The organism is Rhodococcoides kyotonense (assembly GCF_001645385.1).
GTDB classification, from domain to species: domain Bacteria; phylum Actinomycetota; class Actinomycetes; order Mycobacteriales; family Mycobacteriaceae; genus Rhodococcoides; species Rhodococcoides kyotonensis_B.
The window spans coordinates 17922-30436 of sequence record NZ_LVHI01000016.1; the positions used below are offsets into that span (position 1 = coordinate 17922).

The window sequence follows — 12515 nt, forward strand, 5'->3', positions numbered from 1 at the left end:
TCAGCTCTCCGCGCCTGCGGCACGCCGCTGCGCTTTGCCGAGCACGCTCACGAGGAAGCGTGCGGTGATGAACACGAGGATCCACAGCAGGAACATGTAGGTGCTGCCGCGGGAGTAGTCGAGGTTGATGATCGAGTCCTCGAACGCGCCGATCTGCAACGACCGGGTGGCGACACCAGGACCGCCCGCCGTGAGAACCCATGGGACGTCGAAGAACTTGAGGTTGTCCATGAAGCGGAAGATCACGGCGACGAGGATGTACGGCCAGAGCATCGGCAGCATGAGGCGTCGGAACATGTAGAACCAGCTGGCCCCGTCGACCTCCGACGCTTCGAACGGTTCCTTCGGAAGCGAACGGATGCCCGCGAGGACGAGGATCGCGACGAACGGCGTGAAGATCCACAGGTCGACGAGGATCACGGAGAACAGCGCGTTCTGGCTGCTCAGCCAGTCGAACGTGTTACCGAGCCCGAGAACGTGATTGAGCACGCCGAACTGCGGGTTGAACATCAACTTCCACACCACGGCCGCAATGACGGGCGCGATCATCAACGGCAGGATCAGAACCTTCTCGAAGATCCGTCCGATGATCGACGACCGGTTGAGGAGCAGGGCGATGATCACGCCGATGACGGTCTCGACGACGGTGGCGACGACCGCGAAGGTGCCCGTGACCCGCACGCTCGACCAGAACTGCGCGTCGCCGAGGACGCTGGCGTAGTTGCGAAATCCTACGAACACCGGATTCGGGTTCACCGCAGCGTAATTGAGGAACGAGTACCACGCACCGACGAAGAACGGGTACAGAATCCCGACGACGATCAGAACCGCGGGAACCGACAGCAGGTACGGCCGGAGCCGTCGACGCCACCGCGGCACTTCGGGTTTCGACGTGGCGGCCGGCTGGGGCGTGTCGGTCGCGCGTGCGGTGTCAGAACGGGTGGCCATGACCTACCTCTTTCCAGGACGTCATCACAGATTCACCTTCGAGGTGTTGGTTTTCGCGAGCCCGTCGAGACGCGATCGGGCGTCGTCGCCGCCGTAGATGTCCTGCAGAGCCGACGCCCAGTTCTGGGTGGTGTCGAAGAACTTCTTCTGCGGCGTGAACTGGATCTTGGACTGGTCGATGACGGTCTCGAAGGTCTCGAGATAGCCCGCCTGGTCCGCGACCTGCTGCTTGAACACGCCGTCGAACACCGACTTTCGGACCGGGTCGGCGTAGATCCCGCCCTGCACGGCCTTCGACATCGCTTCCTTGCCCGTCGCCCACTGCATGAACAGCCAGGCGGCGTGCTTGTTCTTCGACATCGAGTTCATCGCGAGCGACCACGTCCACAGGTTGGTGGCATAGCTGCCGTCGGGGCCTGCCGGTCCGGGGTACCACCCGATGTTGCCCGCCTGCGCCGACGCGCCCGGCTTGTTCTTCGGGTAGGTGGCGCTGTCCGCGTCGTAGACCATCATGGCGGTGCCGTCGCCGAGATCACCTGTGGCATTGGGGTAGTCGTAGGACGTCCACGAGGTCGGGCCGGCCTTGTGTTGCATCTCGATCCACTTCTCCGTGAATGCGACGGCTTTGTCCGAGTTCATGCGAGCCTGCAGCTCGCCGTTCTCGAAGACGTAGTCCTGGGCGCCTTCTCGGGTGTACTGCGTCATGAAGCCGGGATGAATCGTGGCCCAGGACTTCGATCCACGGGTGGCGATGCCGTACCGATTCTGTGACCGGTCGGTCAAATCGATGGCCAGCTGGATGAAGTTGTCGAACGTGTCCGGCAACGTGATGCCGTTCTTGTCGAAGTACGCCTTGTTGTAGGCGACGACGTTGTTCTCGAAGCCCCACGGCAGTGCCCACTGTCCACCGGTGCCCAATGGACTGCCCTGCTCGAAGTCCCAGCTCGTCGACGTGCGAAGACCTTCGTAGATGTCGTCGAAGTCGTACTCGTCGCTGGTGGCAGAACTGTTCTGCAGCCATGGACCGAGGTCCTCGAGCCATCCGGGAGGACCGTACTGCCAGATGAAGTAGGCGCCGAGCATGAACACGTCGTGTTTGCCTGTGCCGCCTGCCAGTTCGGTGTTCAGCTTGGTGAAGTAGTCGGCCTCGGGAACCAGGTCCGCGTTGATGGTGATGCCGGTGAGCTGCTCGAACTCGGCCAACAACGGCTGGAAGGACTGCTGATACGGGTGCGGGGTCTGCAGGATGTTAAGCGTCGTACCCTGCGCGGCCTTCCAGTCGAACGGTCCGGTGACCTCGCCTGCGCCGTTGACAGCGTCGACGCCTCCGCCGACGCCACAGGAGGACAGAATCGGAACGGAGGCCGCGGCGATGCCCGCCAGGCCCATCGCCCGTAGCATGTCCCGCCTCGAGAATTGATGAATGCTCATGTGTTGTCTCCCGGTGTGGGCGGAAAGTCAGGACGGGATAAGCGAGACCTTGACGGACTCCGCACCACTGCCGACGAGGTCGAGGCCTTTCTGGAAGTCCGCGAGCGGCAACTGATGCGTGCAGATCTTGTCCATCGGAAGAACGCCGGACTCGATCATGCGGATTGCCGCAGGCCAGCAGTACGGGCCGAGATGTGCGCCGAGGACGTCGAGTTCCTTGTCGTCGGAGATGATCGACCAGTCGACGGACACGTCGCTGCCGAAGACGCCGTATTCGACGTACGTACCGAGTTTGCGCAGCAGACCGAGCCCCTGCGGAACTGCCGACGGATGCCCGGTTCCTTCGAGGTAGACGTCGGCGCCGTAGCCGCCGGTGAGGTCCTTGACGATCCTCTCGGCGTCCTCGTTGCGAATGTCGATCACGATGTCGGCACCGCATTCCCGTGCGAGAGCCAGCTTTTCGGGCTGCATGTCGAGAGCGATCACGTGAGCGGGGCTCTTGGCGCGAGCGCCCGCGATCATGCCGAGTCCGATCGGACCACAGCCGGCGACGACGACCACGTCGTCGAAGGTGATGCCCGCGCGCTCGACGGCGTGCAACGAGCACGAGAGCGGCTCCGTGAATGCCGCATGCGCGGGCGGAATGCCCTTGGACACCTTGTGCACCAACGCATCTGCCGGATACACCATGTACGACGCCATCGCCCCCGGCGTGCGCCGCTTGAATCCGTACAGATCGTGCGGGGCGCACATGTGGTACTGCCCGCGAAGGCAGAACCGGCACTTCCAACACGGAACGATCTGCTCGGAGACGACTCGATCGCCGACCGCGACGTTCCAGCGCGCCGATGCTTCGTCGTCGATCACGACGATCTCCCCGACGAATTCGTGACCGGGAATGACGTCGGTCTCGGCCCATGCGGGACGGTTCTCGTCACCCCAGAACTTGGCTGCACCGTGATAGCACTTCAGATCACTGGCGCAGATTCCGACGGCTTCGACGCGTACGAGCGCCTCGCCCGGTCCGGGAACAGGTACCGGTACCTCTTCGAGGCGGTAGTCCTCCGGGCCATGACAGACGACGGCCTGCATCTTCTCGGGGATCGCGGTGTCCGACATGAAAGAGCTCCTGATCTAGCGGCAGTGAGGGGACGCATTGCTGTGTCGCGATGTGTTGGCGATCACGTTAACGGTCGGATATACATATGTCCAGAACGAATGTTCAGCAATTCAAAGTCCGTGCACATATGTTCAGTGGGATACTGCGACCATGGCCACAACCAGTTCAGCGAGCGAGAACACACCGTCGACCGCCGACGCCGGTCACTTCGCGCCCACGCTGCTGTACACCGCCGCCAAGCTCTACTACGAAGACGATGCGACCCAGGCCGAGGTGGCCGCGAAGTTGGGCACCAGCCGCGCGACGGTCAGCAGACTGCTGTCCGAAGCCAGGCGCCAGGGCATCGTGCGTATCGAGGTCATTCCCCCGAGCACGTCTGCACAGGACGACCTCGCCGAGCGTGTCGCCGCCGCACTGGGGCTCACACACGTCTACCTGTCGGCACCTCTGCCTGCGCCGACGCCGTCGAAGCCGACCGTCGACCTCATGGGACGGTATCTCGCGCCCGAGGTGTCGAAGGCCCTTGGTGCAGTCGGATTGGTACCCGGGGACATCCTGCTGGTCTCGTCGGGCCGAACGGTCTACGAGGTCGCACAGTTCGATCTCGATCGCATTCCCGGGGTACTCGTCGCACCCACGGTCGGGGGAAACGACCAACCCGAGGAGTGGTATCAGACCAACGAGATCACTCGCTTGATTTCGAACAAGCTGGGCGGGCGGGCCAATTACCTGTTCGCGCCTGCCCTACCCGGAGCCGATCTCCACTCGATCATCCATTCCGACCCCGCAATACAGCGAGTCCTCGACCTGTGGCCGCAAGCCCGATGCATCCTGATGGGCGTCGGCGCCCCTCCGTTGCTGCGTTCGGACATACCGAGATTCGTCCCGACGAACGCTGCGTCGCTGCGTGATTCCGTAGGCGACGTCTGCTCGAGGTTCTACGACCGCGACGGCAATTCCGTCGAGTTCCCGGGGTCCGACCGGCTGATCGCGGTGGAACTGGCTGAGCTGCAGAAGATTCCGGTCGGGATTGCAGTGGCAGTCGGCGACGAGAAGGTCGCACCCATCGTCAGCGGCGCACGCGCGAAGTTCTTCAACCAGCTCGTCACCGACCCCTCGACCGCCCAGAGCATTCTCGATCACGTTCGACCCGACGCAGAGAAAGACGCTCCATGACGCTTCCCAATTCTTCGCTCCTCGACGGCAAACGTGCCCTGATCACCGGAGCCGGCCGAGGCATCGGAGCCGACATCGCACGAACGTTCGCCGCGGCGGGCGCGCGGCTCGTCCTGTCCGGACGAGACCGAGACGGTCTCGAAAGTTTCGCCGCAACGCTCGATGCCGAATGCACGGTCGTCACAGCCGACCTGTCGACCGCCGACGGCCCGGAGAAGTTGGCCGACGACGCCGCGCACGCATACGGCGGCCTCGACATTCTGATCAACAACGCCGGGATCTCCTACCCCGAGACCGTCGACGCACTCGACACCGCACATTTCGACGAGGTGCTGCAGGTCAATCTCCGCGCACCGTCTCTGCTGGCCGCCAGGACAGGACGTGCGATGGCCGACGCGACGGGCGGATCGATCGTCACCGTCGCGTCGGCGGCTGCGCTGCGACCGCTTCCCGAGCACTACGCGTACTGCACCTCGAAGGCAGGACTGATCATGGCGACGAAAGTCCTCGCGCTCGAACTCGGGCATCGCGGAGTCCGCGCCAATTCCATCTGCCCCACAGTCGTTCTCACCGACATGGGACAGAAGGTGTGGGGTGATCCCGTCAAGTCCGCGCCGATGTTGGCACGGATTCCGACCGGCCGATTCGCCGTCCCGTCGGAAGTGTCGGCTACAGCGCTGTGGCTTGCCTCCGATGCGTCGTCCATGATCAACGGCAGCGACATACCGGTCGACGGCGGCTACCTGGTCAGCTGAGCGCCCGCATGGACGATCTTTCGTGTCGACGGGTAGAGCTCGCACCAGTTCCCGTAGAGGTCGTCGTACAGCGCTTTGTGTTCAGGATTCGGGGGAATTTCCGACGCGACTGTCGCCCAATCGGTTTCGGGTGAGACAGCGCCGACGCCGATAGCGGCCAGAAGTCCGTCTCCGTAACTGGCTCCGATCGCCTGGGTCGGAACCAATTGAGTGCGACCGGTGATGTCGCTCAGCGCCTGAGCCCACACCGGGCTGCGCAGTCCCCCACCGACGGCGACGGCTCGCGTGACCGGCGTGTCCGAGTCGTCGAACATCTCGAGAATCTGCCTGATACCGAACGAAATTCCCTCGTAGGCAGCACGAAACATATGTCCGCGAGTATGCCGCAGGGTCAGTCCTGCCATGACCCCACGGGCATCGGGATCGAAGACGGGAGTGCGCTCTCCGGCGAGGTACGGAAGCACCAGGAGTCCGTCGGAGCCGGCCGGGACGGCAGAGGCCTCGCGCATCAACTCGTCGAAAGACGCACCGCCGGTGACGGTTTGCAGCCACGTCGTCAGCGAACCTGCGGTGGATGTGCCCGCGGCGAGCGCGTACGTTCCCTTCTCGACCCCCGTCGTGGTCCAGAGCGCCCCGGACGTGGAGCCTGCCGAACGCCCCGTCGGTGCAGGCGTGCGGTACTCGGCGAGGACCTGCACGAGGAACATCGTGGATCCGTACATCAGCATCAGATCACCCGGGTGACGCACTCCGACGCTGAAGGCCTCGGCATACGCGTCGACGGTTCCTGCGACGACGGGCGTCCCGACGGGTATCCCGGTGGACGCAGCGGCGTCGGCGCTCACCTTTCCGACGATCTCGCTCGGCCACGCGAGCCGAGGAAGATCCAATCCGTCCAGTACGCGATCGGACCATTCTGTGTTCCAACCGAATTCGCGCACCGAATACAACGGGTCGCACTGGCTCGCCGTGTGGTGGTCCTGAATGTATTCTCCCGTCAGTTTGGCGACGACGTAGGAGTTGGAGCCGAACCACTTGCTCGCCCGCGCGAAGTTCTCGGGTTCGTTCTTGCGCACCCACTCGATTTTCGGGCCGACTGCCTGACTGGACAGCGACTTTCCGCAGCGACGCAGGATCTCGGCTTCACCGAACAGTGCGGTGAGCTCGGCGATTTCCGCGTGAGCACGGGAGTCGATCCCGTACAGAATCGCCGAACGGACCGGGTTCAGGTCCGCGTCGGTGAGGACGAGGCATGGCCCGACGCCGCTGACACACATGGCCGCGACGCGTGACCCCGCCGGAACCTCGGCAGTCAATGACGACGCGATGGCGCAGACGTCGGCCCACCACACTGCTTCGGCGTCCACCTCGGCCCACCCCGGCCGTGGAAGCGACATCTCGTGGGCGCGTTGTTCGGAGGCGAGAACGACGCCGTCCTCGGTGACCAGAACTCCCTTGGTGCTGCCGGTACCCATATCGATGCCCACGAACAAGTCCACGGGGCAAACACTATCGGAGCAGGCCACCCGCCGCGGCAAGTCTCAGGGCATCATGGACATCCGTGTCCGAACACGAAAATACAGTCGAACAGGAACGCTCCGGACCACTGCAACCGGTGCTGGCCGGTGTCGTGGCCGCACTGGTCGGGTTCACGAGTTCGTTCGCCGTCGTACTGACGGGTCTGCGTGCAGTCGGCGCGTCGCCCGAGGACGCCGCGTCGGGACTTCTCGCGATCTGTGTGACGCAGGCGCTCGGCATGTTGTATCTCTCCCGGCGATATCGACAGCCCATCACGCTCGCCTGGTCGACGCCGGGGGCGGCGCTGCTCGCCGGCACCGGAACCGTCACCGGCGGCTGGCCCGCTGCGGTCGGCGCCTTCGTGGTGGTCGGCGCACTCGTGGTGACGACCGGCCTGTGGCCGCGACTCGGCGCCTTGATCACCTCGATCCCGACGTCGATCGCACAGGCGATGCTCGCGGGTGTCCTGCTCCCCCTCTGCTTGAAACCGGTCACCGCGTTCGCGGCGTCACCGGCGATCATCGCCCCTGTCGTACTCGTCTGGCTTGTGCTACAACGCTTCTCGAAGCGCTGGGCCGTGCCGGCGGCATTCGTGGCCGCCGCGATCGTCATCGCAGTCGACGTCGTCGCCGAAGATCGTGTTCCCGGTCCGTCCGACCTCGTCCCGCGTGTCGACCTCACGACACCGCAGTGGACGTGGCAGGCGATCATCGGAATCGCACTACCGCTCTACGTCGTCACCATGGCGTCCCAGAACATTCCCGGCATGGCGGTGATGAAGTCCTTCGGCTACGACGTGCCGTGGCGACCCGCGATGGGCGTCACCGGACTGGGCACGGTCGTCGGAGCTCCGTTCGGAGGCCACGCCATCAACCTCGCGGCCATCAGCGCCGCACTCGCAGCAGCGCCGCAGGCGGATCCCGACCCGAAACGCCGGTGGATCGCCGCATCGTCGGCCGGGTGGTTCTACCTGTTGCTCGCGCTGTGCTCGGCTGCGCTCGCGACACTCGTTGCCGTCGCACCTGCCGGCGTCGTCGAGACGGTCGCCGGCCTCGCGCTGCTGGGCACCCTCGGGGCCTCGCTCGCGGGCGCGTTGAAGAACGAGGCGGGACGGGAGGCGGCCATCCTGACCTTCCTCATCGCCGCATCGGGCGTCACGGTGCTGGGTATCGGGTCCGCGTTCTGGGCACTCGTCGCCGGACTCGTGGTGCGGTGGGTACTGATGCCGTCCGCCTCTGCGCGACCGTGACCCCGGCACATTATTGCCGGGAGTGGAGCCTGCAGGAATGACCCGAATTAGACTCGACTCATGACCGCTTCCGCCGAGCAGCGAGCCGAACCGAATCCCGCTGCCGACTACCCGGCCCTGTGGCCCGTCGCGACGCGATGGGACGACAACGACCACTACGGACACGTCAACAACGTCACCTACTACGCGTTCTTCGACACCGCGGTCAACGGCTGGCTGATGTCCACGACCGGCGTCGACATTCGTGAACTCCCGGCGATCGGCGTCGTCGCCGAGACGTCGTGCAAGTATCACCGCGAGCTGTCGTTCCCGGATCGACTGCAGGTCGGACTGTCGGTCGAGAAACTCGGCACCCGCAGCATCGTGTACTCGCTTGCGCTGTTCCGCGACACCGACGGCGACGAGCTACAGCTGGCCGCGACCGGCCGATTCGTGCACGTCTACGTCGACGCGGTCACGCGCACGCCCGTTCCGATCCCGACCGAAATAGAAGCTGCTGCACGCACTCTCGTGGTACCGCGCTAGAGACCGATCGCGTCGGCGGTCGCCGTGGCGCGAGTCAGGATGTCGTCGACCAACGTCGTCGTCGGTGCACCTGCCTGGGCTCGGTTGCGGGCATCCGCCTCGGCGCGACGCATGACTCCTTCGGCGATGATCGACAACTTCCACAGCGCGAGCACCTGCCAGTAGTCCACGGCCGAGACGTCGCGGCCGGTGACGCGCGCGTACTCGGCGACCAACTCGGCACGCGTCGGGAATCCGGGCAGTGTCGATGCCATGAACGGGCCTGCGACGTCGTCGCCGGCCTCTGGCCAGTACGCGAGCAGCCCGCCGAGGTCGGCCAGCGGGTCACCGAGGGTGCACAGCTCCCAGTCGACGACGGCCACGATCGACCCATCCGTGCGCGACGTGATCACGTTGTTCATGTGGAAGTCGCCGTGCACCAACGAAAGCTCCTGCTGTTCAGGAACATTCGCGGCCAAGCGCTGAGCGAGCGAATCGATCGCGGGCACCTCGCGAGATCTCGTGTGCTCCCACTGCGTCGTCCACCGCTTCAACTGACGCTGCGCGTACGGCTTGTGGCTCGCGAGATCGAGAAGTCCGACACTTTCCAGGTCGACCCGGTGGATCTCGGCGAGCGCACCGACCATGCCGAGACCGATCGAGCGTCGAACGGTGTCGTGGAGTGTCTCTGCGACGGCAGGTGAGTCGATCACGACACCGTCGACGTGCGCCATCAGAACGAGCGGCGCATCCGAGACGGCCGGGTCCTCGGACAGCGCCAACATCTTGGGAACCGGAACCGACGTGTTCTGCAACGCGGACAGAATGCGATGCTCACGCACGACGTCGTGCGCCGACGCCAGCAGTGTGCCGAGCGGAGGCCTGCGCAGCACCCACCGCGAGCCGCTCACATCGGTGACCGCGTATGTCAGATTGGATTGACCGTTACCGATTCGCTGGAACGTCAGCGGGGACACCGCTCCGATGCCCAACGATCCGATCCACTTCGATACCGCGGACTCGTCCACACCCGCCGACGCCATTCGAACCCCTTACCCTCGTCTTCGCAACCGGAGTGGATGGTATCCATTCGAGTGACGGGTGGGGCGAAGTTCGCGTGCGATCAGCTGGCGCGCAGGTACGACGGCGACGCGGCTACGTCCGGCGCGGCATCGTCGGCAAGAGCGGTGTCACGACGCGCAGCGACCTCGTCGAAGTCGCCGACCAGCAGCGCCACCAGCGACTCCGGCTCGGCCAGCCAGGCCTGAGCCATCGCACGAATTTCCGACGACACGAAGAAGCCGCTCATTTCCAGCGCTTCGATCCATTCCCCGACGGCGTCGGGCGTTGCTTCGGGGAGCGAACTGCGCTCGAGACGCGCGACCTCGAACTCGTAGCAGAAGAAAGCTCGCATCATGTCGAGCTGCCCCTGAGTCAACGACGGTTCGGGCTCGGTCGCGTCGGCGGTGACAGTCGGGCGAGCGTCTGCAAGAGTCATGGCTCTCCTTCGATCGGCGGCGCTGTGTGCCAGGTCCGGTCAGCAAGAGGTTTCAACATGTCCGAGACCGTGTTCGGATCGTTACGAATCTCGCTGTAACGATCACTCACTTTCTAGCGATGCCCTGAAGCTACGCTCTCCCTGGTAGCTCCACCAGATCGAACCGGACGATGTGATAAGCGTCACAGTTTGGCAACCAGTCCAGTGACTTTCCAGTTACGAATGATTTGTCACGCGCGGGCGTCGCACCCGGCGCCTGCGGTCTCACGACGTCCCCGCAGGTAGCGTGGGACCCCATGGTGAACGAGGTGACCGACCAGGCTGCGCGTCTACGACGGGCCAGGGCAGCCATTTTCGGCGTCTTCGCCGTCAACGGTTTCGTGTTCGCTATCTGGGTGGTTCACATCCCCAGCGTCGAGGATCGAGTCGGCATTTCTCATGCCACGCTCGGCTCGTTGCTGCTCGTTCTCGGCGCCGGCGCCATCGTCGGCATGCAGACTGCGGGGCCACTCGCAGACCGGTTCGGCAGCAACCGCCTCGTGATCGCCACCGGTACCGCGCTGTCGTGCGCAGTCATGGGACCCGCACTGTCTCAGAGTGCGGTGGCGCTCGCGATCTCGCTGTTCGTGTTCGGCATGTTCAACGGTGCGCTGGACGTGTCGATGAACTCACAGGCCGTCGACGTCGAGCGGCTGTACGGGCGCCCGATCATGTCCGCGTTCCATGCGCTGTTCTCGGTCGGTGGCGTCGTGGGATCGCTCGTCGGAGCGGCCATGCTCGCCGCATCGGTACGTATCGACGCGTCCATGGGAGTCGCCACGGTACTGGGCATCGCCGCGATCGCGGTCTGCAGCCGCTTCCTGTTGACGCCGACCGAACACATGCCGACCCAGGACGACGCGTCGTCGAGCAAGCGGGGCACGAAGTTCTCGCCTCGTGTGCTCACTCTCGGGGCACTTGCGTTCTCGTTGATGCTGGCGGAGGGCGTCGCCAACGACTGGAGCACGCTGCAGGTCAAGGAACATCTGAACACCGCGGACGGCACCGCGGCCCTGGCGTTCGGCTTCTTCGCCGCGATGATGACGGTCGGCCGGTTCTGCGCCGATCGCGTCAGCGCACGGTTCGGGCCCGTCGCGGTCGTTCGATACGGCAACCTGATCGCAGCCGTCGGCATGCTCCTGGTCTTCACGTCCGGCTGGCTGCCCCTGACCCTCGCGGGATGGGCAGCGTTCGGGTTGGGCCTGTCCGGCAGCATCCCGCAGATCTTCACCAGTGCGGGAAACCTGGGATCGGGCCCGTCGGCGACCAACATGTCCCGCGTCGTCGGCATGGGATACGTCGGACTGCTCGCCGGCCCCGCGATCATCGGATGGCTGTCCCATGCGATCCCGCTCACCACGGCGATGCTGGTGCCGCTGCTACTCACCGTGATCGCAGCTGCCTCGGCGGGGACCGTACGACCCCAGCGCGCGCCCGTTCCCCAGTAGCCTCACGGCCGGCTCACATGACGCATTCAGATTCGTGGTGCATCCTCGGGTAGCTGACGCGTGAAGAGAAGGGGGTCAGTCGGGGCATGAGCGCAGACACGGACAGCATGGAACTCGTCGAACTGGAGGAGAACGAACTCTACTTCGACGACGTCGACGCGATCGCGCGACGGCGTCGAATCCTGGCCAGAGCGATCGCGGTCGGGGCTGCGACCGTAGGACTGGTCGTGTTACTGGGGATTCTGCCGCTGGCAGGCGTCGACTATCCCCACTCGCGGGCAGTCGTACCCAGCCTGGCCGGCCCGTCGGGCTCGGTGTTGACGGCGTTCGGGATCACACCCGTTCTCGTGGCCGTTGCCGTGCTGACCGTTGTCGCGCTGATTCGGGGGCTCCCCTACGGGATCGGTGCCGTCATCACTCTGGTGATCGGAGCGTCTCTGACGACGGCGGGCGTGCGCGCTTGGGCCGTCGGATGGGTACCCGGATCGGCTTTGCCGAACGGATATGCCACCGCAGCGGTTGCGCTCGTCTGTGCGACGACGCTCGTGGCCTCGCCGAGATTCCTGCCCATGGTGTGGGGACTCGGTGGCGTCGGCGTCGCGACGGTGTGCGCGGCAGCGGTCGTCGGGGGCGCGGTATCGGTGATCGGCGTCGTGACGACTCTGCTCGTCGTGCTCGCCTGGTGGGCCGTCTCGTCGGGGGTCATGGTGTACTCCCCCGTCGCCGCCGAACGGGAGAAGCAGAATCCGTTCGACACAGCAGCGTTGGCGTTCCGTCGCATGCGCTGACGCGCCCGTGCGCGGATAATTGCACCCTGGGCCAACTTTCC

The 12515-nt window shown here is 64.9% G+C and carries 12 protein-coding genes; 6 read left to right on the forward strand and 6 right to left on the reverse strand.

Going from position 1 to position 12515, the window contains the following annotated elements; all coding sequences use genetic code 11:
* Genes A3K89_RS13840 through eltD form a run of 3 tightly spaced genes read right to left on the reverse strand, consistent with a single transcriptional unit; the run spans position 1 to position 3498 of the window.
* On the reverse strand, positions 1-948 hold the full coding sequence (locus A3K89_RS13840) for a carbohydrate ABC transporter permease (RefSeq protein ID WP_068426971.1): 948 nt from the start codon (positions 946-948) through the stop codon (positions 1-3).
* A 24-nt stretch (positions 949-972) separates the two neighbouring features.
* The gene (locus tag A3K89_RS13845) at positions 973-2349 is read right to left on the reverse strand and encodes an ABC transporter substrate-binding protein (protein ID WP_068426973.1); all 1377 of its coding nucleotides are present in this window, start codon (positions 2347-2349) and stop codon (positions 973-975) included.
* Between the two features lie 57 nt (positions 2350-2406).
* Entirely contained in the window at positions 2407-3498 is a 1092-nt protein-coding gene (gene eltD / locus A3K89_RS13850; RefSeq protein ID WP_068426975.1) for an erythritol/L-threitol dehyrogenase, read from the reverse strand.
* Positions 3499-3649: 151 nt separating this feature from the next.
* Here eltD and A3K89_RS13855 point away from each other — a divergent pair, with 151 nt between their 5' ends.
* Positions 3650-4675 carry a sugar-binding transcriptional regulator gene (locus A3K89_RS13855; protein WP_068426977.1) on the forward strand — a complete coding sequence of 342 codons (1026 nt, stop codon included), beginning with the start codon at positions 3650-3652 and terminating at the stop codon, positions 4673-4675.
* Complete coding sequence (locus A3K89_RS13860; RefSeq protein WP_068426979.1) at positions 4672-5430, forward strand: SDR family NAD(P)-dependent oxidoreductase; 759 nt, start codon at positions 4672-4674, stop codon at positions 5428-5430. The genes A3K89_RS13855 and A3K89_RS13860 overlap by 4 nt, the downstream gene beginning before the upstream one ends.
* Here the strand turns inward: A3K89_RS13860 and A3K89_RS13865 are convergent.
* Entirely contained in the window at positions 5415-6929 is a 1515-nt protein-coding gene (locus A3K89_RS13865; protein ID WP_068426981.1) for an FGGY-family carbohydrate kinase, read from the reverse strand. The two genes, A3K89_RS13860 and A3K89_RS13865, sit on opposite strands and share 16 nt — an antisense overlap.
* 62 nt (positions 6930-6991) lie before the next feature.
* Between A3K89_RS13865 and A3K89_RS13870 the strand changes: the two genes are divergently transcribed.
* Together A3K89_RS13870 and A3K89_RS13875 are read left to right on the forward strand one after the other, a co-directional pair.
* A complete protein-coding gene (locus tag A3K89_RS13870; RefSeq protein WP_068426983.1) occupies positions 6992-8197 on the forward strand; it encodes a benzoate/H(+) symporter BenE family transporter in 1206 nt (401 codons plus the stop codon).
* Between the two features lie 60 nt (positions 8198-8257).
* Positions 8258-8722, forward strand: a complete 465-nt coding sequence (locus A3K89_RS13875; RefSeq protein ID WP_068426985.1) for an acyl-CoA thioesterase — start codon at positions 8258-8260, stop codon at positions 8720-8722.
* Here the strand turns inward: A3K89_RS13875 and A3K89_RS13880 are convergent.
* On the reverse strand, positions 8719-9744 hold the full coding sequence (locus A3K89_RS13880) for a phosphotransferase family protein (RefSeq protein WP_068426987.1): 1026 nt from the start codon (positions 9742-9744) through the stop codon (positions 8719-8721). The two genes, A3K89_RS13875 and A3K89_RS13880, sit on opposite strands and share 4 nt — an antisense overlap.
* An 80-nt stretch (positions 9745-9824) precedes the next feature.
* A complete protein-coding gene (locus A3K89_RS13885) occupies positions 9825-10199 on the reverse strand; it encodes a hypothetical protein (protein ID WP_068426988.1) in 375 nt (124 codons plus the stop codon).
* A 296-nt stretch (positions 10200-10495) separates the two neighbouring features.
* Between A3K89_RS13885 and A3K89_RS13890 the strand changes: the two genes are divergently transcribed.
* A complete protein-coding gene (locus A3K89_RS13890) occupies positions 10496-11686 on the forward strand; it encodes an MFS transporter (protein WP_068426990.1) in 1191 nt (396 codons plus the stop codon).
* Positions 11687-11772: 86 nt separating this feature from the next.
* Positions 11773-12474 carry a hypothetical protein gene (locus A3K89_RS13895; RefSeq protein WP_068426992.1) on the forward strand — a complete coding sequence of 234 codons (702 nt, stop codon included), beginning with the start codon at positions 11773-11775 and terminating at the stop codon, positions 12472-12474.
* Positions 12475-12515 lie beyond the last annotated feature (41 nt).